Source organism: Arthrobacter sp. E1SS-5, assembly GCF_057073715.1.
This window is the reverse complement of the sequence record NZ_CP172703.1, coordinates 302134-324567: the sequence shown is the minus strand read 5'-3', so window position 1 is coordinate 324567 and position 22434 is coordinate 302134. Positions and strand designations below refer to the sequence as shown.

The window sequence follows — 22434 nt, the reverse complement described above, 5'->3', positions numbered from 1 at the left end:
TCAGCCCCCCAGCCCGAGGAGGCGGACCGCGTTTTCCTTGAGGATCTTCGGCCGGACCTCGTCCTTTAGCGGCAGTTCGGCGAAGGCGCCGAGCCACTTTTGCGGGGTGATCAGCGGGAAGTCGGTGCCGAACAGCACCTTGTCCTGCAGGTAGGAGTTGGAGGCCTTTACCAGGGACTCGGGGAAGTATTTGGGCGACCAGCCGGAGAGGTCGATGAACACGTTGGCCTTATGCGTGGCGATGGAATTGGCCTCGTCCTGCCATGGCACCGAGGGGTGGGCCATGATGATCTGCAGGCCTGGGAAGTCCGCGGCCACAGCGTCCAGCAGCAGGGGGTTGGAGTAGGCCAGCTTGATGCCGAAGCCGCCGGGAAGGCCCGCGCCCATGCCGTTCTGGCCGGTGTGGAAGATGGCGGGCAGGCCGAGTTCCTGCAGCGTCTCCCACAGCGGGTAGAAGCGTTCGCTGGAGGGGTCGAAGCCCTGCAGCGAGGGGTGGAACTTGAAGCCGCGCGCACCGAGTTCGATGGCCTGGTGCTTGGCGCCGGCAACGGCGTCCTCGCCGGTGCGCGGATCCACGCTGCCGAACGGAATCAGGACGTCGTTGTTCCGAGCGGCCCCGGCGATGAGCTCGGGGATGCTGTTGGGCTCGTGCTTGAGCTGGGTGCGTGCGTCCACGGTGAACACGACGGCGGCCATGTTCAGTTCGCGGTACACCTCGGCGATGCGGTCCAGGGACGGGGTGCGGTCCTCGGCCTTGAAGTACTTGGCCGAGGCTTCGGTCAGTTCCTCCGGCAGGGAGCCGTGGCCGCAGCTGTCCACCTCGAGGTGGACGTGCATGTCGATGGCATCGAGTTTTGCCGGGTCGATGCCCAGTTCGTAGCGGTCCGCCATGGTCAGCGGGCCTCGGCGGGCTGTGCGGGCTTCAGGTCCTCCGGCAGCGGGAGGAATTCCTCGCCGTAGGTCTGGAGGGTTTCGGCAGTGAACAGCTTCCCCGCGTTTTCCTGCAGCGCCTCGTAGCTCCAGCCGCCCTCGCGGTACTCGGTGGTGGCGGCCTCGGGGTGGGTCCAGACCTGGAGCCGGTCACCGCCGGCTCCGATGGCTTGGCCGGTGATGTTGGCTGCCTCCTCGGAGGCGAGGTAGGCAACCAGTCCGGAGACGTCGTCGGCCGTTCCAAAGCCCAGGTCGTGGCGGAAGAAGGATGGCATGGCCTCGCCGCGCTCGTCCGCTTCCACGGCTTTCTGGAAGTAGGGCACGGTCTTGGTCATGGCGGTGGCGGCGACGGGGATGACGCTGTTGACCGTTACGCCGGCCTTCTTCATTTCCAGCGCCCAGGTGCGGACCATGCCTACGATGCCGGCCTTGGCGGCGGCGTAGTTGGTCTGGCCGAAGTTGCCGCGCTGGCCGGTGGGTGAACCGATGGTGATGATGCGGCCCTGGATGTTGTGTTCCTTGAAGTAGGCGTAGGCCTCGCGGACGCAGGTGAACGTACCCTTGAGGTGGACGTTGATCACCAGGTCGAAGTCCTCGTCCGTCATCTTCAGCAGGGACTTGTCCCGCAGGATCCCGGCGTTGGTGACCAGGATGTCCAGCCGGCCGAAGGTGTCCACGGCGCCGGCCACCAGGGCCTTCGCTGCGTCTGTTGTTCCTACGGGAACCACCACAGCGGTGGCGCGGCCGCCGTCGGCCTCGATCTGGGCGACGGCCTGCGCGGCCGTGTCGGCGTTCACGTCATTGATGACGACGGCGGCACCCTGGCGGGCCAGTTCCCGTGCGTACGCGAGCCCGAGGCCCTGCCCGCTGCCGGTGACGATTGCAACCTTGCCGTTCAAGCTCATGGCCTGCTCCTTCGCATGCGCCGGCCGAAGCCGTTGGGGTGGTCCCACTGCGGTGTGAGATCCTTGTTGAAATCAATGAAATTACGGATCATTGAAAAAGTCAACGATTGTTTTTTACACCGGAGTTGTGATGGCCACCTTGGGCACCGAAGTTCAGACCCCCCGCCTTGCTGCGGCCAGGATCGGCAGCGATGTGGGCTTGCTGCTCGCCAAACTGCATGCCGCGGGCTCTGTGCTGAACAACAAGGCACTGGCCGACTTCGGGCTGAGGGAGCGCTCGTTTTCGGTCCTCACGTTGGCGTGCAGCGGGCTGGAGCCTACCCAGCGGGAACTGGCCGACTTCCTCAGCTTGGACCCCAGCCAGGTGGTCACCCTGGTGGATGACCTGGAGCACCGCGGCCTGGTGGAGCGCGCGCAGGGAAAGCAGGACCGCCGCGCCAAGATCATCGTGTCCACCGCGGAGGGGCGGAAGATGCACGCCAAGGCCCGCGCTGCCATGGATGCTGCGGAACTGAATCAGCTGGCCGTGCTGTCTGGGGAGGAGTCGCAGGAGTTGAAGCGGCTGCTCCGCAAGGCACTGTGGGGTGCGGCGGAGTAGGCGGGGTTGGATTTCGGGGCCTTTACGAGCCGTCAGGCTGGCCTTGAGCAGGTAAACATAACGGTCCGGATGCGTCGTTCGGCGAGGTTGGCCACCTGGTTGGCCGTCATCTGCGCGTAGCTGTCGCCGAGGAAGGTCGCGAAGGTAACCGGTGGTGGCCCCTCCCGCTGCATTTTGGCACGCATGTGCTGGAACCAGGCCAGGCTCCCGTCGGATGAGTCGACCTCTGAGCTGACATCGAAGCCTGCCGCGGGGAGGAGTTGGCGCATGTCTTCCAGGGTTGCGGGGAAGCTTGTCGAGGGGTCGGCGGCCCACGGCACCGGATAGTGGATGTCACCACCTTCACCCTGCAGCACGTCGTAAACCACGAACCTGCCGCCCGGCCGCAGGACCCGGAAAGCCTCGGCATACAGCGCATGTTTGTCCCGGATGTTCATCGCCACGTGCACCGTCATCGCGGCATCCATGGATTCGTCCGTAAGGCCCGTGGCTGTGGCGTCCCCAACGTGGAAGCGGGTGCGGCGGGACAATCCTGTCCACTCCGAAAGCGACGTCGCTACCTGGCAGAACTCCGGTGTCAGGTCCACCCCTGTCACCGTGCACCCCGTCACCTCGGCGAGCGTCCGGGCAGGGCCGCCCAATCCGCTGCCGAGATCGAGCACTTGGGAGTCCGCAGTTAGGGCGAGTGCTTCGATGATTTCCAGCGTGGCCCTGCGTCCACGGATGTGGAATTCGTCGACAGCAGCGAGGTCGGGTGGCCGCAGCTCTGTACGGTCCACGCCGGCCGCATCCAGGGCAGAACTGATGGCCGCCAAAAGCTGGCCGGGGCCGGTGTAAAAGGCCGAAACCTCATTCATGGCGCCATCCTCACACCGGCTGGCCCCAAGGGTCAACGGGAACCCCGCCGGTGGTGGCTTGGTTGCCGGTCAGTGGCTTGTGTTACCAGTCGTGGACGGTGCCGTCGACGAGGCGGTTGTAGGGCAGGTAGGCCTGCTGGTACGGGTAGGCGTTGGCGGCTTCTTCGTTGAACTCGACCCCGATGCCGGGATTGTCGCCCGGGTGCAGGTACCCGTCCACGAACGTCATGGACTGCTCAAAAACCTCGTTGGTCTTCACCGAGTGCTGCATGTACTCCTGGATGCCGTAGTTATGGATTGCCAACCCCACATGCAGCTGCGCCGCGAACCCCACCGGGGAAATATCCGTCGGCCCATGGAACCCGGATTTGATCTGGTACTGCGCAGCGAAATCCATCACCTTCTTCAACGGCGAAATCCCGCCAAAATGCGTGGACGCGGCCCGGACGTAATCGATCAGCTGTTCCTTGATCAGCGTCTGGTAATCCCACACCGTGTTGAAGACCTCCCCGATCGCCAACGGCGTGGTGGTGTGCTGCCGCACCAGGCGCAACCCCTCCTGGTTCTCCGCCGGCGTGCAATCCTCCAACCAGAACAAGTCATACGGCTCCAACGCCTTGCCCAGCTTCGCCGCCTGGATCGGCGTCATCCGGTGATGCCCGTCATGCAGCAACGGGATCTCCGGACCAAACTCATTCCGGACCGCCTCAAACACCGACGGCAAATGCCGCAGGTACGCCCTGGTGTCCCAGTCCTCCTCCACCGGAAACGCACCCCGCCCCGCCGGTTCGTAGTCATACCGCTCCCCCGACGCCTGCGCCTGCGCAGCCACCCCATACAACGCCTTGATCCCCGGCACCGCCGTCTGGATCCGGATCGACTTATACCCCAACTCCAGATGCTCGCGCACCGAATCAAACAACGACTCAATATCCGCACCCGAGGCATGCCCGTACGCCCGCAACCCGTTCCGCGACGCCCCACCGAGCAACTGGTACACCGGGAGCCCGGCGATCTTGCCCTTGATATCCCAAAGAGCCATATCCACCGCCGCGATCGCCGCCATCGTCACCGGACCCCGCCGCCAATACGAAGACCGGTACAGGAACTGCCACGTATCCTCAATCCGGTGCGGATCCTTCCCGATCAACAACTGCGCCACGTGCTCCTTCAAATACGCGGCAACAGCCAACTCACGCCCATTCAAGGTCGCATCACCAATCCCCGTCACCCCGTCCTCCGTCGTAATCCGGAGCGTCACAAAATTCCGGGACGGACTGGTCACAAACACATCGGCGGCAATGATCTTCATGGCTGGCTTTCGGGTCGGAATGGTCGGTATTGGGAAAGCAGGTTGGTGGGCAAAATTCAGCGCTGGGTGCTGCCCCTGGCGGCGTCGAGCAGGGCCAGTTCGTCCCGGCGGGGCAGCCCTTCCCAGTCGCCGCGGGTGCTGACGGCGAAGGCGCCAGCCAAGGTGCCGCGCCTAAGGCGTTCGGGAACGCCCTCGCCATCGAGCAGGCCGGAAAGGTAACCGGCGGTAAACGCGTCACCGGCCCCGACGGTGTCCAGGCAGGTCACCGCGATGGCAGGCACGTCGAGGCACCCTTCCGCGGTATAGACGGCGGCGCCGGCCGCACCGCGCTTAACCACCACTTCGCGGACCCCCGCTTCCAGCAGCCGCTTCGCATTGCAGGTTTCACCGTCGGCAGGGGTTTCGTCACCGGCCCCGGCATCGCCAAGATGCTTTGCCGCACCGTTCCCCGCCTGGGGCGGGGCAATCAGGTCCAGTTCGTCGTCGGACGCTATGACGATGGTGGCGTGCCGCGCCAGGGGGCCAAGCACGGCCCGTGCCTGATCCCGGGACCACAGCTTGCTGCGGTAGTTCACATCCAAGGAAACGACAATGCCTTCGCCGGCAGCGCGTTCGGCAGCATACTCCACCGCGTCCCGCGCCTCGGCACTGAGCGCAGGCGTGATGCCGGTGAGGTGCAGGATCCGCGCGCCCCCGTCCAGCGCGGCAGCCACGTGAGCACGCGCAATGGTGGCCCCGGCCGAACCGGCGCGGTAGTAGAAGGCCCTGCTGAGGTCTGCGGTGCGCTGTTCCAGGAACATCACCCCGGTGCTGCGGTCCGGATGCAGGGTGTGGTGCAACCGGACGCCCTCGCCCCGCAGCTGCTTCACGATGAACTCACCCTGCGGATCCGCGCCCACCGAACCCGCCCAGGCGGAGGTGTGGCCCAGGCGTGCGACACCGATGGCAACGTTGGATTCCGCACCGGCCACCTTCATGTTCAGGGCTCCGCCGTTCGCCAGGGGGCCGGCGGACCGCAGCGAAACCATGGATTCACCGAAAGTCAGCAGGTCCACCGGTGCCCGGCTGTTCGGAGCGGTACCGGCACTATCAGTCATGAGCCGGTCCCGGTCCGCGCGGCGAACTCGGCGGCGAGGTGCAGGAAGCTGCGGGCCCGGTCCCGCATTTCCGTCAGGTCCCCTCCTGACGCTGAGGCGCCGAACAGGGGTCCGCCCAGTCCAACGGCGATGGCGCCGGCTTCCCAGTAACCGGTGGCCTCACCGAGTCCCACGCCGCCCACGGCGATGAACGGGATGTCCGGGAAGGGATCCCGCACGGCCTTCAGGTAGCCCGGCCCGCCGATGGAAGCCGGGAATAACTTGATGGCCGTGGCGCCGCGTTCCATCGCCTCATATGCCTCAGTGGGCGTCAGCGCCCCGGCCAGGACCGGGATGCCGGCGGCAGCTGCCTCACTGATCGAGGGCGCCAGGGAGGGAGTGACGATGAACTGGCCGCCGGCGGCGGTGACACGTTCGACGTCGGCCTCGCTGAGGACGGTGCCGGCGCCCACCAGGCAGCCGGCCGGGGCAGCCGCGCGGACCTCGCGGATGGCTTCCAGCGCGTTGGGCGTGGTGAGGGCGATCTCCACGTACTGGAAACCCTCCTCCATCGCCGCCAGCGCAGCCTTGGCGGCAGCACCGCCGTCGTTCCCACGGACAATGCCGACGAGGCGCGCTTGCCGGATGCCGGCCAAAAGGCTGGCAGAGGTAACAGCTGAATTCGGGGACGTCATAGGGTTCACCATTCTGCGAAGGATCCGTCGGGGTGCCGCCACACCGGACCGCGCCAGGCGTGGCCGCGCTTGTCCGCTGCCCGGACCACAGCCTCGTCGATTTCGATGCCCAGCCCGGGCCCGGTGAGCCGCTCGATGTGGCCGTTCACGAACTTGAACGGCGTCTTGTCCACCACGTAGTCAAGGACTTCGGCTCCCTGGTTGTAGTGGATGCCGATGCTTTGTTCCTGGATCAGGAAGTTGGGCGTGGCGAAGCCAACCTGGAGGCAGGCCGCGAGCGCCAGCGGCCCCAGCGGGCAATGAGGTGCCAGCTGGACTTCGTAGACCTCGGCCAGCGCGGCGATCTTGCGGACCTCGGTGATGCCGCCGGCGTGGGAGAGGTCCGGTTGCGCCACCGCTATTCCTGCCTGCAGGGCGGGAAGGAACTCCTGCCGGTTGTACAGCCGTTCTCCGGTGGACACCGGGGTGGTGGTGGAGGAGGTGAATTCACGGAGCAGGTGGGTGTTTTCCGGGACCACGGGCTCTTCGAGGAAGAAGGGCCGGAACGGCTCCAGCAGTGGTGCCACCCGTTTGGCGTTGGCCAGGCTGAAGCGCCCGTGGAAGTCGACTGCGACGTCGCGGTGGTCGCCCAGGACCTGGCGGGCCGCGGCAACACGGCGGATGACGCCGTCGATCTCCGCGACGGACGCCACCGGGCTCATCCGGCCGCTGGCGTTCATCTTCACGGCGGTCAGCCCCACTTCAAGCTGCGCGCTGATCTGGTCCGCCACCTCGTTGGGTTCGTCGCCGCCCACCCAGCCGTACATCCGGATCCGGTCACGGACGTGCCCGCCCAGGAGCTGGTGCACGGGTGTGTTGAAGTGCTTTCCGGCGATGTCCCACAGGGCCTGGTCAAGGCCGGAGACGGCACTGGCCAGGATGGGCCCGCCGCGGTAGAAGGACCCCTTGGTCATAACCTGCCAGTGGTCTTCGATCCGGAAGGCGTCCCTGCCGATGAGCAGTTCCGAGAGTTGTTCGACGGCGGCGCGAACCGTTTCGCTGCGGCCCTCGCAGGTGGCCTCGCCCCACCCCACGATGCCGCTTTCGGTCTCGATCCGGATAAAGAGCCAGCGGGGCGGGACCAGGAATGTTTCGATCCGGCTGATGACGGTCACGGGACGGTCCTAACCCTTGGTGGCGCCGGCGGTCAGGCCGGAGACGATGTACTTCTGCGTGAAGAGCGCAATGATCATGATGGGGATGGTCACCACCGTGGCCGCTGCCATCAGCCCGCCCCAGTCGATGCTGGCGTAGGAGACGAAGTCGAAGATCGCCACCGGCAAAGTCTTGGTCTTGGCGCCGGAGAGCACCAGCGCGAACATGAAGTTGTTCCACGAGAAGATGAAGGACAGGATGCCGGCGGTGGCGATGCCGGAGACCGCCAGCGGCAGGGTGATCAGCCGGAAGGCGCCGATCGGGGTCAGGCCGTCCACTTCCGCGGATTCCTCCAGCTCCAGGGGCAGCGAATCGAAGTAGCTCATCATGATGTAGACGATCAGCGGCAGGGCAACGAACATGTGGCTGAGGATCAGTACCTCGAACTTGCCCACCATGCGCAGGTTGGAGAAAACGTAGTACCAGGGCACCAGCAGTGAAACACCCGGGATGACGCGCGCCATCAGGACAACCAGCGCAGAGCGGTGCATGGTGAACCGGCTCATGGCGTAGGCAGCGGGGACGCCCAAAACGATGGACAGCGCCGTGGAGACAAACGCCACCCAGAAGCTGTTGACGACGAACACGAAGTAGTTGTTGCGCTGCAGCACGTTGGCGTAGTTCTCGAAAGTGGGCGAGAAGATGAATGCCTTGGCGGTGTCATAGATGTCCACGTTGGTCTTCAGCGACGCCAGGAGCATCCAGAACAGCGGCGCGAGCAGGAACAGCACCACCACGATCAGCGCCACCACACGGAACACTTTGTAGGCGCGGGTGCCCAGGGGCTTGCGGCGGCGCCGGGGCGTGTTGTCCGCGGCCGGGGCGGCGGAGTCTGTCATGACGGTCATTTGCTTACCGCTTTCTTGCGCATGGTGAGCAGCCACATGGAACCGATGATGATCATGAAGAACAGGATCAGCACCGCCGAGGAGAGCCCGTACTGGTTGTAGTCGAAGCTCAGCCCGTAGGCGTAGACATTCAGCGTCTCCACTTCGTGGAACGAGCCGCCGCCCTTGCCCTTGGTGGCGTAGAGGATGTCGAAGGTCTTCAGGGCGTCGATGCCGCGCAGCAGGATGGCCACGATCACGGTGGGCATCATGAGGGGCAGGGTGATGAAGAAGAACCGCTGGAAGGCGTTGGCGCCGTCCACGCGAGCGGCCTCGTCCGGTTCATCGGACAGCGAGGTCAGGCCGGCCAGCAGGATCAGGACCACCATGGGGGTCCACTGCCAGACGTCCATGAAGATGGTGGTGCCCAGGGCGGTGTCCTGGCCGGACAGCCACGGCTGGGGCGGGATGCCCACCATGCCCAGGAGCTGGTTGACGAAGCCGATGTTGGGGTCGAAGATCAGCCGCCACATCATGCCGACGGCCACGGGGGTGGCCACCAGGGGCAGCAGGATGGCCACCCGGACCCACTTTTCACCCCGGAACGGCCGCCAAAGGAGCAGCGCGATGCCCATGCCCAGCACCACTTCGAAGGCCAGCGCGACGCCGGTGAAGGCCAGGGTGCGGCCCACTGCGGGCCAGAAACGCTCGGTGTCGCTGAGGACCGTGAGGTAGTTCTGGAGCCCGATGAATTCCGTGGCGGCCCGGACGGAGCCCTGGGAGTCGGTGAGGCTGAGGTACAGGGTCCAGGCCAGTGGGAAAACGATCAGGACACCGACGAAGATCATGGCCGGTGCCGCGAACAACCACTTGCGGTGCCGGTTGGCCCAGGCGGAAAAGCTCCCCCTGGCTCCGGAGGGGCCGTCGGCCCGGCGGGTGCGGGCACTGCGGGGAGGGTTCAATACAGACATGTTTCACCTAAGGAGTTCGGGGGTGAAGCGGGCCGCGCCGGGACGGCCTTGGGGCCGTCCCGGCGGGATGGGTGGGCGCGGTGCGCGCCTGGCGTCCTACTTCTTTTCGCTGTCCAGGAAGGTCTGGAAAGCAGTCTGGGCGTCGTTTGCCGCGGCGGCGGAATCAGCGCCGGTGATGGTGGCAACAATCGGAGCGCCCACGATTTCGCGGGCCTTGCCTACAGTGACCACCTCGGGACGGTCATGGCCCACGCCGTTCTTGGCGCTGGCGGCAATCGCGTCGGCGAGGTCCTTGGGGTAGGTGGAGGTTCCGTCAGGGTTGGCCCAGACGGAGGTGCGGGGTCCGGGGACGCCGGCCTTCTGGGCTTCCAGCGTGCGCTCCTTGCTGGTGGCCCACTGGATGAACTTCCAGGCGTTCTCCTGGTTGCTGGAGTTCTGGTTCACGCCCAGGGCCCAGGAGGGGATGTTGTACGGCTTGGAACCGGCAGGGCCTGCGGGAAGCGCGGCGAAGCCAACCTTGTCCGCAACCTTGGACTTAGCGGGGTCGGTGGCGTTCTTGTAGAGCGAATCGGCCTCGGTGTAGAAGGCAGCGCCGCCCTGGGTGAAGATGGCCATCGCCTCGGGCCAGCTCATGTCCGTGCTGACGTTGGCGGGGCCGTAGTTCTTGATCAAGCCACCGTAGAAGGAGTAGGCCTTCTTGGCGGCATCGGTGTTGACGGAGGCCTTGCCGCTGGAGTCGACGAAGTCGCCACCGAAGCTGTACAGGAAGCTGGAGAACTGGGTGACGGCGGCGGACTTGCCGGTGCGGGCTACGAAGCCTGCGGTGTCCGGGGAGGATGCCTTGATGGCCTTGGCTGCGGCTTCCAGTTCATCCATGGTCTTGGGCACCTGGAGCCCGGCGGCCTGCAGCAGGTCCTTGCGGTAGTAGAGGACTTCGCGTTCGGTGATGATCGGGACACCAACCACCTTGCCGTCAACAGTGGTGGCCTTGACCGGGCCTTCCTGGTAGTCCTTCCAGTCCCAGTTGGAATCGGAGGAGACGTTCTTGGTCAGGTCCGCCAGGTAGCCGTTCTTGGCGAATGCCTTGCCTTCCTGGAGCGGGCGGTACATCATGACGTCGATCTCGTCGCTGCCTGCGTTGAGCTTGACGTTGTACTGGTCCGACAGCTGGTCTTCACCCAACTGGGTGAGCTCGACTTTGAGTCCACTGGACTTTTCGAACTCGGGAATGGCTGCCTTGATGCCATCAGTCCAGACGTGGTTGGCGAGGGTGACGCGGACCGTGCCGGACTGCTTGGCCTGGTCGCTGCCACCTCCACCGCCGCTGCAGGCTGTCAGCCCCAGCGACATGGCTGCGGCGACTGCCGCGTACTTCACAATTGAACGCCGCTTCATTACGACTCCCTTTGCCTTCAGGGCCCGCAGCTCCGCGGACCGGTTACAAACGCCTCGTTACGTCTGTTGTGTTCAGCGAGCATAAACAAATAAGGCAGACATATACAAGAGCTTGCTGTGCCGCCATATGATTTATTCATGACCATCCCAAAGGCGGCGTTGTCCCCGGACCTGCATTCATCGCTGGTCGAGAACCTGGGGCTCGCCATTGCCGAGGGAACGCTGGCTCCGAATTCCATCCTGCGGCTGGATGAGCTGGAGTCGCAGCACAAGGTGTCCCGCTCCGTGATCCGGGAGGCCACCCGCGTCCTGTCCTCCATGGGAATGCTTGAGTCCCGGCGCCGGCTGGGGACAGTGGTCCAGCCGGAAGCAAGCTGGAACCTCTACGACCCTCAAGTGATCCGGTGGCGGCTGGCGTCGGCCAAGCGGCTGGAGCAGCTGCAGGCGTTGAACGAACTGCGCGGCGCGATCGAGCCGCAGGCTGCCCGCTTGGCCGCCGAACGGGCGTCCCTGGATGAGGCCAGCGATCTTGTTTCCATGGCGGCCCGGCTGTGGGCCGCCGGGCAACGGGGGGACCAGGACGAATTCCTGCGCCTGGATATCGAATTCCACGCCGCGGTGCTCAATGCTTCCGGCAACCTGATGTTTTCGCAGCTTCATAAGCTCGTGGCCGAAGTGCTGGCAGGGCGCACCCAGCACGGCTTGATGCCCCATCTTCCGGATCACGAGGCACTGCAGATGCACGTGGACGTAGCCAGCGCCATCCAACACCGCGACGCCGGCGCCGCCCACGCCGCCATGAGCAGGATCGTGGAGCAGTCCACGGAGGAAATGGGCGATATCTGGTCCAGCAGCCACCCGGGCGGAGAACCTGCCGGGAAGAAGTGAGCCCCTGTTTGGCGCGGCGCTGCCCCGGCCTGCCCTTCCATTAGGCATGCCTCCGGAGCGGTATGTGGAAAGCGGCCCCTCAGGGAATTTGCAGGGGCCGATTGGCAGGCACCAGCGAGTCCGGTTTACGCAGGTGATGGTTCCCGGATCACCAGCACGGGGCAGTGCGCGTGGTGGATGGTCTGGTGGGACACGGAGCCGAGGAGCATTCCGGTGAACCCGCCGTGACCGCGCGAACCGACGGCAACCAAATCGGCGTCGCGGGAAGCATCGATGAGCGCCGACGCCGGATTCCCTTCCACGACGCGCCCGGAAATGGTGACACCCCGGTCCTTGACGCGTTCGAGTTCCGCTTCAAGAATTGCCTGTGCGTCCTTCTCGAAGATGTCGTAGTCCCAGGCCGTACCCATGGCGTCGCTGACGTAAGGAAAGCTCCAGGCCGTCAACGCCTGGACCTCACCCTTGCGCAGCCTGGATTCCTCGATGGCCCAGTCCATCGCCGCCTTGGACTGGTCGGAGCCGTCCACCCCCACGACGATCCTGAAACTTCCGTTGCCTGCCACGACTCCCCTTTTCCTGTTGTACCGGTGCTGGCGCGACTAACCGTGGTCCGCCGTCGTGCCCTGTGCCGGGACAGCCACCGTGGAGTGCTCCGTCTTGGCGGCCTGGTGTGGATTTCCTGCTTCCCTGGCGCAGTGGAGGCAGCAATAAATGCCGGCTTCGCTTTCAACGGGGTGGCCCAAAATCCGGCAGCCGCAGTGCTCACAGGCGGGCGCCATCATATGGATGGCGCATTCGAAGCTGTCGAACGTGCCGGTTTGGCTGCCCATGCTTACGGTGAACATCCGGCCCTCGCTGCTGCCGCAGACATCACATGCGCCCATGGTCCGTGCCTCCTGTTGTAGTCACCTGCTCCAGACACTCAAGTTGACTGCTTTCCCGGGTGCCTGCCTAGGGGCAAAAGTCCTTGGCACATGGACGTGCTGCACCCGGGGCGAAGGCAGCTAGATGTGCCTGAGGTAGCGCTCGGGCGAGCCCAGGAAGTTCCGCCAGTTGGCAACGAGCTCCAGCTCCTCCCAGGACCGCCGCCGCAGGCCCCAGGGTCCTACTTCGAGAATGGTGGCGCCGGGAAAAGCCGCCAGCAGAGGGGAATGGGTGGACAGCACCACTTGGGATCTACCGTCGGCCACCAGTTCCTTCAGGACCGACAGCAGGCTGAGGCAACCGGAAAAGGACAGTGCGGATTCCGGCTCGTCCAGGATCCACAGGCCCGGGCCATGGAACCTGTCAGCGGCCAACTGCAGGAAGGACTCGCCATGCGACATGTCATGGAACGGGATGTCAGGAAGGGAAGTGCTGGGGTTCTTTTCCAAATAGGTGTAGAACCCATGCATGGTTTCCGCGCGCAGGAAATAGCCGCGGCGGGTCGCACCGGCGTTGCGGACCAGCTGGAGGTGGTTCCCCAAGACTGATTCGCTGGGCCGGGTAACATGCCGGGCACCTGTTGACCCGCCTTCGGGAGACAACCCGTAGGCGAGCGCTATGGCTTCCACCAGCGTGGATTTACCGGAACCGTTTTCGCCGACCAGGACCGTGGCAGGTCCCAGGTCGAGCCCCTGTTCAAGGACCTGGGCCACCGGCGGCAGGTCGGCCGGCCAGCGTGAGCGGTCAAGGACGTTTCCAGGGTCCTCTGCCAGCCGCCGGATCGGGTAAGTGCGCAGGGGCATGGAGCCATTCTTGCAGTAAAACTTTGTCCAAACCGTTCCCATCCGCCCGCCGGGACGTTCCGAACTCCGGATGTAGCAGTGCAAGCAAGGCTAGGACGGGACGATGGATGCCGTGGACCAGCAGGCCCTGACCGGTGCCGTTATCAAGGAGCACCAGTTGGATTTGGCGCAACTGTGGCTGGAATTCGTTGGATTGGGCGGGGATGCCTCCGAACAGCTCATCCGCGATTACTGCGCAGGCGAAGCCACCCTTTCTCCGAAGGAGCGCGACGCTCTGGCGCAGGCAGTCAACGAGCATTGTTCTGCCGAGGGCCTGCCGCTGCGGGCTCCCTTCAGCAGCTCCGCTCTTTTCCTTCCGCAGCCGGACCGGAAGGACCCGGAGCGGCATGACCCGGATCGGAAAGACCCCTACTCGTCGAAGTAGGTGAAGGTATCCGCCACCCCGGCAACCGACGCGACCACAGCGGCCGCAACCTCGCGGAGCTTCATGTTCCGGCTGTTGGACGCGTCCTTCAGCAGCTTGAAGGCAGCGGCCTGGCTGCACCTGTTCTGTGCCATGATGGCGCCCGTGGCCAGGTCGATGACCGTGCGCGTCTGCATGGCTGCGCTCATGCCGTCCCTGGTTTCCTCCAGCTTCAGCATGCGCAGGGCGAGCGTGAGCCCCTTCGAGGCCTGCCGCACAAAGGTCTCGGCAACGTGGATTTCGTCAGTTATGTCAACAGGCGCTGTGCAGTAGAACGTCATCATGCCCCGGGCATCCCCTTCCAGCGCTGCGGGGATGCTTAGCACCGAAAGGAAACCGTGCCTCCGCACTGCCCGGACGTACTCCGGCCAACGTTGCTCCCGCCGCAGGTCCGCCACCAGCACGGTACTGCCGGTCCGCATCGCCAGCAGGCCCGGGCCGTCACCATGGTGGGACTCCAACGGGCTCAACAGCGTTCCATCGGCCCTGCTGCCGGCAGTTGCTGCGGGTTTCTTGGGCCGCAGCACCGTGATTTCACAGCAGCATTCATGGTTCAGCGGAGCCAGCCTGGACGCGGCATACCCGGCCAGGTCCCGAAGGAATGCCTCAACCTCAGGGTTCTGCAGGAACGACTCCTGGAGATGCAGGGCAACGTCTGCAAAGTCCCCGCGTTCAGGGACGCCGGCGTTGAGCACGGGTCTTACCTCCGGACAGTGGTTGAACTCCACAGCATCGTGGCCGCCCACTGCCGAACGGTGATGACAGCCTACCTGTGGTGAGGCCGTAATCTGGCCTCCATGACGCGTCTTTCCACCCCGAGCGGTTTGGTCCACGGGAGCTCCCTGGAAACTGACGGAACCACCATCCGACGGTTCCTGGGCATCCCGTACGCGGAGCCGCCGTCGGGGGCCAACCGCTTCCGGCCGCCGGTCCCGCTGGTGCCGTGGCAGGGGGTGCAGGACTGCACCGCTCCCGGCCCCGCCGCGCCCCAGAACCCCGAATCCCCCGCTCCCCCGGGCGCCACGCCGCGCAACTGGAGCGAGGACGGGTGCCTCAACCTGAACATCTGGACGCCGGGGACGGACGGTGCGGCCAGGCCGGTGATGGTTTGGATTCATGGCGGCGCCTACCTTTTGGGCGCCAACAGCGACGGGATGTACGACGGCGGCAGGCTCGCCGCTGCGGCGGGCGTAGTGCTGGTGTCCATCAACTACCGCCTGGGCGCGTTCGGCTTCCTGCACCTGGCAGAGCTGCTGGGTCCCGGCTACGAGGACTCCTCCAACCTTGCCCTGCTGGACCAGCTGGAGGCCTTGCGCTGGGTCCGCCGCAACATCAGCGCCTTCGGGGGCGACCCGGACAACGTGACCGTTTTCGGTGAGTCCGCAGGCGCTGCAGCAATCGGCACCTTGCTGGGCATGCCGGCGTCGGAAGGACTGTTCCGCCGGGCCATCATGCAGAGTGGGACTGCCGAACGGTACCGGCAGCCGGAGGAATCGGCGCGTCTCAGTGCCGTATTCCTTGAACTCTGCGGCCTAAACCGCGGCTCAGCCACAGAGTTGCTGACCCTGCCAGTGCAGCGGCTGCTCGAGGCCCAGGCCGCCCTGGAACGGCGAATTGCCGCTGAGTCCTATGCCGTTCCGCTGCCGTTCCAACCCACTGTGGGCACTCCATCGCTACCGGCCCCGCCACTTGAAAGCGTGCGCAGCGGGGTCAACGCCGGAGTGGACCTGCTGATCGGAACCAATCTCAACGAGGGCTCCTTCGCAGTGGAGATGCGTCCGCCCTCTGCCGGTGACCCGGCCTACCCCGAGCGCGCGGCCGCAGTGCTCGCAGGGGCAGGGATCCCCGCCATCAAAGCACCCGGCTACGCGGGAGCGCTTTCAAAGGTGCTCAACCGGGAGCCGTCCGGAAAGGAACTTCTTGAGGCCGCCATTGCCGATTCCGTTTACCGCCAGCCCAGCAACCGGCTGCTTGGCGCGAGGCTGCTGGGCGCCGTCCACCCGCCTGCCGCCGGCAAAAACTTCGCCTACCTGTTCACGTGGCACAGCCCGGCCATGGGCGGAAAGCTCGGCGCCTGCCACGCCCTGGACATCCCTTTCGTGTTCCGGCACCTGGATGCACCGCAAGCGGCCTTCCTCACCCGGGGCAAGGCGCCACAGGCGCTGAGCGACATCATGAGCAGCGCCTGGGCCGCCTTCGCGCACACTGGACAGCCGGCCGTCCCTGGGCTCGAGTGGCCGGAGTACGGGGAGCAGCGCAGAACCTTGGTGCTCGACGCCGACACCCGGCTTGAAGATGATCCGCGCCGGGAGCTCCGGGAGTTCTTCGAGGACGTCAGGCCGCTGCCAGCGAATTGAGCTTGTCCCGGATGCCGTTCAACGCGGGATCACGCAGCGACATGAACGCGGGCTTCAGGAGCGGCTGGATGATCTTGGCCGGGCCCTTGATGCTGAACTCGGCGGTGTACTTGACTACGGAGCCGGCACCGTTGGGGCTGACGTCCACCGAATCGAAGGCGGTAACGGTCTTGTTTTCACCCCGCAGCTTGATGTGGTTGGCGGTCAGTTCGATGACTTCGTATTCCAGCGACTGGCGCTTCCCCCGGAACTCGGACTCTGCGTGGTAACGGTGCCCCACAGCCACCGGCCCCGGGGTGAGCTTTTCCATGACAGGGGTGTTGGGGTCCCACTCGCTGGTGTTCTCGAACTCACTCATGAAGGCAAAAGCCTTCTCCGCGGACAGGTTGGTTTCCACACTTCCGGTGACTGTGATCATCGTCCAAGTGTAGGAGCACCATGCAACTGGTGGGCAGTCATCTTGTAGCAGAGCTTCCCGCCCAGCGTGTGCGGCCTAATCCATGCCTCGTAGCCTTCGGCGGCAGTGAACAGGGCACGGCCACCGGACGCGTCGGCGGCGAGCCACAGGGCGGCCGGGACCGGCATGGCGTCTTCCACCACGCCGGTCCGGACCACCTCGGAGTCCTTCCGGATCTCCACGGGGACGCCGATGAGCCGGTTCCAGGCGTGATGGGGGTAGGGCTTCATGGCGGTTCCCCTGGCGCTTCCGGCTAGCAGGACTCGAAGTCGGTGAGGACCTTTACCTTGCCCGCGGAGGCCGACGCCGGGTCGAACGTGTACCCGATCCATTCCCTGGCCAGGCGGCGGGCGAGCTCTATGCCCACCACGCGCTGCCCCATGGTCAGCACCTGGCAGTCGTTGGACAGGATGGACCGCTCCACGGAGAAGGAGTCATGCGCGGCGGTTGCGCGGATGCCCTCCACCTTGTTCGCGGCGATGGCAACACCGATTCCCGTCCCGCAGAACAGGATGGCGCGGTCCGCTTTACCGTCCCGGATCATTTCGCCGGCTGCGATGCCCACGTAGGGGTAGGGCCGGGAGAAGTCGTCCGGCTCATCGGTCCGGTTGACCCCGATATCGGTGACCTCGGAGACTCGGGGATCGTTGCGCAGGTCGGCCAGGACTTTGTCCTTGTAATCAACGCCGGCTTCGTCCGCGCCGACAATGAGCCGCAGCCCCATGGTGTGTCCTTCCATCGTCATTATTTGGCTCCTGCCGGCGCTGCGCCGGCTGTGGTGGTGGTGAAGTGCGGCCCCATCACTGCGAACACCATGGCCAGGGAAGTGGCACCCGGGTCCGGCGTGCCCAGGCTCTTCTCGGCCAGCGGGCGGGCGCGGCCCTTCAAAGGCAGCAAGTCGGCCGTTGCCTCAGCCGCGGAAGCAGCTTCGCGGGCGGCGTCCTGCCAGGCTTGGCCCGGTTCGGTCCCATCGGCCACGTCCCTACTGAACGCGGCAGCGAACGGCAGCAGGGCGTCCACCATGGTCTTGTCGCCGATTTCGGCCTTGCCCAGCTGGATGATGCGGTCCGCGAAGGCGGTCACCCCGGCGGCAAGTTCCGACGCGGCGGGGACCGAGGCGTTGCCCACTGACTCACCAAAAGCGCGCAGGCCCGCGCCCCACAGCACCCCGGAGGTTCCGCCGGCCTTGTCTGCCCAGGCATCACCGGCGGCGGCAAGGACGTCGCCCGCGCCGGCGCCCTGCTTGAATGCTTCGGAGGCAGCTGCGGCTGCGGCGTCCACGCCGCGGACCATGCCGCGTCCGTGGTCGCCGTCGCCGGCGATGGCATCCATCCGGCCCAGCCGTTCCTCGGCCTCATGCAGCGACGCCTGTGCTGCCCCGAGGGCCGCAACGCAGGCCGCGGCGTACTCACGGGAGGCGTCCGTGGCGACGAACGCCGCAGCGGCGGCGCCGCCGTCGTACGTTTCCTCCCCGGCGAAAGTTCCCGCCTGGCTGGCCGCCTCACCGCGGCGGTAGGCGGGAGTTTCTGCCGGAGCGGTCCACAGCGGCTCCAGCTCCTCATCCAGCCACGTAATGGTCAGCGAGACGCCGGCCATGTCCAGGCTGGTGACCAATTCGCCCACCTCGGGCATCACCAGGGTGTAGCTGGCGGCACGGAGCAGCGGCGCCACGGTCCCCCAAAGAACGAACAGTTCTTCGTGTTTCGTGGAGCCGAGCCCGTTGAGGATGACGGCGATCCGGTCCCCCGCGTTTGGCGGTGTTTCGGAGAGCACGCGGGCCACCAGTTCGCGGCCCAGTTCCTTTGCCGAAGGCAGATCGGTGTCGTGCAGGCCCGGCTCGCCGTGGATGCCGAGGCCGAGGCCCATCTGCCCTTCCGGAAGAGTGAACAGCGGGGCTTCGGCTCCCGGGAAGGTGCAGCCGGCGATTGCACTGCCGATGGTGCGGGTCAGGTCATTGGCCTTGCGGCCCAGGCGGACCACCTCGGCCAGGTCCGCTCCGTTCTCCGCGGCGGCACCCATCACCTTGAAGACCGTGAAGTCACCGGCGATGCCGCGCCGTTTGGCGGATTCCGACGGCGGGGCGCTGGCGATGTCGTCCGTCACCAGGACGTTCTCCACGGCGATGCCCTCGGCGGCGAGCCGCTCGCTGGCCATGCCGAAGTTCATCACGTCGCCGGCGTAGTTGCCGTAGGTAAACACGACGCCGGCGCCGGACTCGGCTGCCTTCGCCACGGAGTAAGCCTGCTGCGCGGATGGCGAGGTGAAGATGTTGCCCACCACGGCGCCGTCGGCGAAGCCGGTGCCGATCAGCCCGGCGAAGGCCGGGTAGTGGCCGGAGCCGCCGCCGGTGAGGACGGCAACCTTGGGCCGGGCCGGCCGGTAGCGGCGGACGGCGCCGCCGGAAACCTGCCGGACCAGGTCGGAGTGGACGTCGCAGAAACCTGCAAGGGCTTCCTCGGCGAACTCTGAGGGATCGTTGAAGATTTTGGTCATGGGGGGTTCTCCGGCGTGCGCGGTGGGGGTCGGGCGGTGGGCTGTTGGGGCGGACTGCTAGTGGATGTGGCTGCCGCCGTTGATGTCGATGGTGGTGCCGGTGAGGTAGGCCGAGTCCTCAGAGGACAGGAAGGTGATCACGGAGGCAACTTCCTCGGTGGTGGCGTTGCGGCCCAGCGGGATGCCGGCGTTGATGGCGGCTTCCTGCTCCTCGGTGCTGCCCACGCGGATGTTGGTGTCCACGGCGCCGGGGGTGATGGCGTTGACCGTGACGCCGGTTTCGCCGATTTCGCGGGCCAGTGCCTTGGTGAAGCCGAGGATGGCTGCCTTGGCGGCCGAGTAGGGGACTTTGCCGAAGACGCCGCCGCCGCGCTGGGCGGAAACGGAGGACATGTTCACGATGCGGCCCCAGCCGTTGGCGATCATGTCCGGCAGGAACGCCTTGGTCACCAGGTAGGTGCCCGTGGCGTTGACGTCCATGACCTTGTGCCACAGCTCCAGGGTGGTCTCCAGGAACGGGATGGGCGAGGTGATGCCGGCGATGTTGGCCAGCGCGCCGACGGGCGGGAGGTTGCCGGCGGCCACTTCAGCGGCGACGGCTGCCTGGGCGGCGGTGACGGAGGCTTCGTTGGCGACGTCGATCTCGTGGCCGAAGGCGGGGACGTTGAATTCATTGCCGATTTCGGCTGCGACCTTGGCGGACTTCTCGCCGTCGAGGTCCAGGATCACGATGCCCCAGCCTTCACGGGCGTAGCGGCGGGCGGTGGTGATGCCGATGCCGCGGTCCGAGGTGGCTCCGGTGAGGACGGCGGTGCGCTGGATGGTGGTCATGGTGGTGCTCCTTGAATTGTTTTGGTGGATCGATTGCTCCGTAAGTGTCGTTTTGGACGTTCAAAACGACACCTGCTCAGCAGTCGATGGAGGGGTGGGGTTCAGATGAGGTCGGTGATGAAGCTTGCTGCCTTGGCGGTTGCTGCGGGGCGTTCGTCATTGGTGACGTCCCGGGTTTCGAGTTCGAGCGAGAAGTGGCCGGTATAGCCGTCGGCGGCAAGCCGCTTGAGGCCGCCGGCGAAGTCGGCGTCCCCGTTGCCGATGCTGAGGTTGATGTTCCCCGGCACGGCGTCACGCAGGTGGACGTGGCTGATCCGGCCCTGGTGGACGTCCAGGTACGCCTGGATGTCCTCGCCGGACGCCACGATGTGGCTGAAGTCCATGACGATTCCCACGCCGGACCCGGCAAGGCGGTCGGCCAGCAGTCCGGCGCGCTCCAGGTTCCAGCAGAACCGGAGGAAGTGCAGGGATTCGGTCCAGAGTTCGACGCCGAACTCCGCCGCCCGCTGTCCGGCAGCAATGAGCTGGGCGGCAATGAGGTCCAGGTCTTCCTCGACGCTTCGGACCGGGGTGTGGTCCAGCGCGCCGCAGGGAAGGACCAGCGCCTTCGCCCCGGTCTTTGCGGTGAGGGTCAGCAGGGCGTCCAGGTGGCGTCCCCGGGCAGCCTGGCCGTCGCCGTCGAGCACCCTGTTGAGGTCCCCGCTGTCGCCGTTAACCGACCGCACCCGCAGTCCGGAAGCATTGACTTCGGCCGAAACGGCAGCGACTGCGGCCGCGTCGAGTTCATAGGGAACGTGGTTGCAAACGCCTGGGAGGGCGCCCAGGTCGATCTCTTCGAAGCCCAGTTCCTTCATGGTGCGCAGGGCCGTCCGGAGGTCCTGGTGCCGGAAGCTGATGGATGAGCACCCAAGTCTGGAGTGGAACATCATTGATCCTTTGGTTCGTGCCGGGCGGTAGTGATGGGGACCACAATACTTTCGTTAACTGTCAACAGTCAACTCTAGAAGTCGACTGTTGACAGTAAGAATGATGTGGGTCACACTGGTGTCCATCAATTGTTAACAGTCGACAGCGGCGACCTCAACAGCCGCTTTTCGAAAGGGAACCACCATGAGCAAAGATGCTCTGACCATGCGCGGCCCGGTCCACGGCACCAAGGACGCCCGGCGAGTTGCCATCGGATCCGGCGTGGGGGCCGTGATTGAGACGTACGACTTCATCGGCTTCGGCACCGCTGCCGCACTGTACTTCGGAACTGCGTTCTTCCCCGGAAGCGATCCAGTCACCGGTACCCTCGCCTCCTTCGCCACCTTGGGCGTCGGCTTCGCCGCCCGCCCCCTGGGCGGCATCATCGGCGGGCACCTCGGTGACAAGGTGGGCCGCAAGCCTGTCCTGGTCGCCTCCCTCATCCTGATGGGTCTGGCCACCTTCGCCATTGGCCTGCTCCCCACCTACGCCGCGGTGGGGTTGCTGGCCCCGGCACTGCTGGTTTTCGTCCGCATCGTCCAGGGCCTCGCCTTCGGCGCGGAGTGGGGCGGTGCCATCCTGATGAGCTACGAGCACGCGCCATGGAAGACCAAGGGCAAGTACACCGGTATTGTCCAGGCCGGCTTCCCCGTGGGCCTGCTGCTGGCCAACCTGACGTTCCTGTTCAGCGTGCAGCTGGGCGGCGAACTCGCCTGGCGCATCCCGTTCCTGGCCAGCATCGTGTTGGTGATCGTGGGGCTGATCATCCGTTCCAACGTCCCCGAGTCCCCCGTCTTCGATGAGGTCAAGGACAGCGGCACCATCGTCAAGGCCCCCATCGTGGAGGTCATCAAGACTGACTGGCGCAACATCGTCAAGGGCATCGGTCTCCGCATCGCCGAAACCGCCGGCTACGCCGTGTCCATCACCTACATGATTTCCTACATCAACAGCCAGCACCTGGCGGACAAGACCCAGACGCTGATCGCCCTCTGCATCGCCTCGGCCATCGGCATCTTCGCCACCCAGGCCTGGGGTGCCTTGACCGACCGTATCGGCCGCCGCCCCCTGTATGTGTGGTCCACCGCGTTCGCCGCCCTGTTCGCCATCCCGATGTTTCTGCTGGTCAACACCGGTCTGTTCATCGCCATCATCCTCACCATCGTGATCTCCTACGCCGTGTGCCAGAACTCCCTGGCCGGCGCCCAGGGCGCCTGGTTCCCGGAGCTCTTCCAGGCCAAGACCCGCGCCTCCGGCGCCAGCCTGGCCTACCAGATCTCGGCCATGGTGTCCGGTTTTACCCCGTTCATCACCACACTGCTGTTCGTCAGCTTCGGCTGGATGGGCCCGGCACTGCTGTTCGGCGCCTACGCGCTGATCGGCCTCTGGGCCGCCGTCGCCACCCGGGAAACCTGGGGCAAGCGGGAGCGCGAACTGGCCGAGGAAGCCACCAAAAGCACCCCCAACACCGTCAACGCCTGAATGACCACCG

General features: G+C 65.7%; 25 protein-coding genes. 5 read left to right on the top strand and 20 right to left on the bottom strand.

Annotated elements, in window-relative coordinates; translation table 11 throughout:
• Together ACIGJD_RS01635 and ACIGJD_RS01630 are read right to left on the bottom strand one after the other, a co-directional pair.
• Positions 1 to 891, bottom strand: coding sequence for an amidohydrolase family protein (locus ACIGJD_RS01635; RefSeq protein ID WP_483688006.1), 891 nt, complete (start codon positions 889 to 891; stop codon positions 1 to 3).
• 2 nt (positions 892 to 893) lie between these two features.
• Positions 894 to 1835 carry an SDR family NAD(P)-dependent oxidoreductase gene (locus tag ACIGJD_RS01630; protein ID WP_483688005.1) on the bottom strand — a complete coding sequence of 314 codons (942 nt, stop codon included), beginning with the start codon at positions 1833 to 1835 and terminating at the stop codon, positions 894 to 896.
• Positions 1836 to 1965: 130 nt separating this feature from the next.
• Between ACIGJD_RS01630 and ACIGJD_RS01625 the strand changes: the two genes are divergently transcribed.
• Complete coding sequence (locus ACIGJD_RS01625; protein WP_307309780.1) at positions 1966 to 2433, top strand: MarR family winged helix-turn-helix transcriptional regulator; 468 nt, start codon at positions 1966 to 1968, stop codon at positions 2431 to 2433.
• Positions 2434 to 2465: 32 nt separating this feature from the next.
• Here the strand turns inward: ACIGJD_RS01625 and ACIGJD_RS01620 are convergent, their stop codons facing one another.
• The 8 genes from ACIGJD_RS01620 to ACIGJD_RS01585 form a co-directional block, all read right to left on the bottom strand.
• On the bottom strand, positions 2466 to 3290 hold the full coding sequence (locus ACIGJD_RS01620) for a class I SAM-dependent methyltransferase (RefSeq protein WP_483688004.1): 825 nt from the start codon (positions 3288 to 3290) through the stop codon (positions 2466 to 2468).
• 82 nt (positions 3291 to 3372) lie between these two features.
• Entirely contained in the window at positions 3373 to 4602 is a 1230-nt protein-coding gene (gene manD / locus ACIGJD_RS01615; RefSeq protein ID WP_483688003.1) for a D-mannonate dehydratase ManD, read from the bottom strand.
• Positions 4603 to 4658: 56 nt separating this feature from the next.
• Complete coding sequence (locus ACIGJD_RS01610) at positions 4659 to 5699, bottom strand: sugar kinase (protein WP_483688002.1); 1041 nt, start codon at positions 5697 to 5699, stop codon at positions 4659 to 4661.
• A complete protein-coding gene (locus tag ACIGJD_RS01605) occupies positions 5696 to 6373 on the bottom strand; it encodes a bifunctional 4-hydroxy-2-oxoglutarate aldolase/2-dehydro-3-deoxy-phosphogluconate aldolase (RefSeq protein ID WP_483688001.1) in 678 nt (225 codons plus the stop codon). The genes ACIGJD_RS01610 and ACIGJD_RS01605 overlap by 4 nt, the downstream gene beginning before the upstream one ends.
• Before the next feature lie 5 nt (positions 6374 to 6378).
• A complete protein-coding gene (gene dgoD / locus ACIGJD_RS01600; protein WP_483688000.1) occupies positions 6379 to 7527 on the bottom strand; it encodes a galactonate dehydratase in 1149 nt (382 codons plus the stop codon).
• Positions 7528 to 7536: 9 nt separating this feature from the next.
• The gene (locus ACIGJD_RS01595) at positions 7537 to 8415 is read right to left on the bottom strand and encodes a carbohydrate ABC transporter permease (protein WP_483687999.1); all 879 of its coding nucleotides are present in this window, start codon (positions 8413 to 8415) and stop codon (positions 7537 to 7539) included.
• Positions 8412 to 9365 carry a carbohydrate ABC transporter permease gene (locus ACIGJD_RS01590; RefSeq protein WP_483687998.1) on the bottom strand — a complete coding sequence of 318 codons (954 nt, stop codon included), beginning with the start codon at positions 9363 to 9365 and terminating at the stop codon, positions 8412 to 8414. The genes ACIGJD_RS01595 and ACIGJD_RS01590 overlap by 4 nt, the downstream gene beginning before the upstream one ends.
• Positions 9366 to 9461: 96 nt before the next feature.
• The gene (locus tag ACIGJD_RS01585) at positions 9462 to 10760 is read right to left on the bottom strand and encodes an ABC transporter substrate-binding protein (RefSeq protein WP_483687997.1); all 1299 of its coding nucleotides are present in this window, start codon (positions 10758 to 10760) and stop codon (positions 9462 to 9464) included.
• Between the two features lie 138 nt (positions 10761 to 10898).
• Between ACIGJD_RS01585 and ACIGJD_RS01580 the strand changes: the two genes are divergently transcribed.
• Positions 10899 to 11648 carry a FadR/GntR family transcriptional regulator gene (locus ACIGJD_RS01580; protein WP_483687996.1) on the top strand — a complete coding sequence of 250 codons (750 nt, stop codon included), beginning with the start codon at positions 10899 to 10901 and terminating at the stop codon, positions 11646 to 11648.
• Positions 11649 to 11773: 125 nt separating this feature from the next.
• On the opposite strand, the gene ACIGJD_RS01575 is transcribed toward ACIGJD_RS01580, so the two are convergent.
• From ACIGJD_RS01575 to ACIGJD_RS01565, 3 genes are all read right to left on the bottom strand, one after another.
• Positions 11774 to 12211, bottom strand: coding sequence for a universal stress protein (locus ACIGJD_RS01575; RefSeq protein ID WP_483687995.1), 438 nt, complete (start codon positions 12209 to 12211; stop codon positions 11774 to 11776).
• Positions 12212 to 12247: 36 nt separating this feature from the next.
• A complete protein-coding gene (locus tag ACIGJD_RS01570; protein ID WP_483687994.1) occupies positions 12248 to 12532 on the bottom strand; it encodes a hypothetical protein in 285 nt (94 codons plus the stop codon).
• Between the two features lie 120 nt (positions 12533 to 12652).
• Entirely contained in the window at positions 12653 to 13375 is a 723-nt protein-coding gene (locus ACIGJD_RS01565; protein ID WP_483687993.1) for an AAA family ATPase, read from the bottom strand.
• A 103-nt stretch (positions 13376 to 13478) separates the two neighbouring features.
• Between ACIGJD_RS01565 and ACIGJD_RS01560 the strand changes: the two genes are divergently transcribed.
• Entirely contained in the window at positions 13479 to 13799 is a 321-nt protein-coding gene (locus ACIGJD_RS01560) for a hypothetical protein (protein ID WP_483687992.1), read from the top strand.
• Here ACIGJD_RS01560 and ACIGJD_RS01555 read toward each other — a convergent pair.
• Positions 13784 to 14533 (bottom strand): GAF and ANTAR domain-containing protein, encoded by a 750-nt coding sequence (locus ACIGJD_RS01555; RefSeq protein WP_483687991.1) that lies wholly within the window; start codon positions 14531 to 14533, stop codon positions 13784 to 13786. The genes ACIGJD_RS01560 and ACIGJD_RS01555 overlap by 16 nt on opposite strands.
• A 102-nt stretch (positions 14534 to 14635) precedes the next feature.
• On the opposite strand from ACIGJD_RS01555, the gene ACIGJD_RS01550 reads away from it, so the two are divergent.
• Positions 14636 to 16195 carry a carboxylesterase/lipase family protein gene (locus ACIGJD_RS01550; protein ID WP_483687990.1) on the top strand — a complete coding sequence of 520 codons (1560 nt, stop codon included), beginning with the start codon at positions 14636 to 14638 and terminating at the stop codon, positions 16193 to 16195.
• Here the strand turns inward: ACIGJD_RS01550 and ACIGJD_RS01545 are convergent.
• The 6 genes from ACIGJD_RS01545 to ACIGJD_RS01520 all read right to left on the bottom strand — a co-directional run bounded on the left by ACIGJD_RS01545 (position 16173) and on the right by ACIGJD_RS01520 (position 20902).
• A complete protein-coding gene (locus ACIGJD_RS01545) occupies positions 16173 to 16613 on the bottom strand; it encodes an SRPBCC family protein (RefSeq protein ID WP_483687989.1) in 441 nt (146 codons plus the stop codon). The genes ACIGJD_RS01550 and ACIGJD_RS01545 overlap by 23 nt on opposite strands.
• Positions 16610 to 16882, bottom strand: a complete 273-nt coding sequence (locus ACIGJD_RS01540; protein WP_483687988.1) for a hypothetical protein — start codon at positions 16880 to 16882, stop codon at positions 16610 to 16612. The genes ACIGJD_RS01545 and ACIGJD_RS01540 overlap by 4 nt, the downstream gene beginning before the upstream one ends.
• Before the next feature lie 23 nt (positions 16883 to 16905).
• Positions 16906 to 17397 (bottom strand): RpiB/LacA/LacB family sugar-phosphate isomerase, encoded by a 492-nt coding sequence (locus tag ACIGJD_RS01535; protein WP_483687987.1) that lies wholly within the window; start codon positions 17395 to 17397, stop codon positions 16906 to 16908.
• Complete coding sequence (locus tag ACIGJD_RS01530) at positions 17397 to 19145, bottom strand: dihydroxyacetone kinase family protein (RefSeq protein ID WP_483687986.1); 1749 nt, start codon at positions 19143 to 19145, stop codon at positions 17397 to 17399. Before ACIGJD_RS01530 ends, ACIGJD_RS01535 begins: the two co-directional genes overlap by 1 nt.
• Before the next feature lie 57 nt (positions 19146 to 19202).
• Positions 19203 to 19976, bottom strand: a complete 774-nt coding sequence (locus ACIGJD_RS01525) for an SDR family NAD(P)-dependent oxidoreductase (RefSeq protein ID WP_142131488.1) — start codon at positions 19974 to 19976, stop codon at positions 19203 to 19205.
• A gap of 101 nt (positions 19977 to 20077) precedes the next feature.
• Complete coding sequence (locus tag ACIGJD_RS01520; RefSeq protein WP_483687985.1) at positions 20078 to 20902, bottom strand: sugar phosphate isomerase/epimerase family protein; 825 nt, start codon at positions 20900 to 20902, stop codon at positions 20078 to 20080.
• Between the two features lie 184 nt (positions 20903 to 21086).
• Here ACIGJD_RS01520 and ACIGJD_RS01515 point away from each other — a divergent pair, with 184 nt between their 5' ends.
• Positions 21087 to 22424 (top strand): MFS transporter, encoded by a 1338-nt coding sequence (locus ACIGJD_RS01515; RefSeq protein ID WP_483687984.1) that lies wholly within the window; start codon positions 21087 to 21089, stop codon positions 22422 to 22424.
• Positions 22425 to 22434 lie beyond the last annotated feature (10 nt).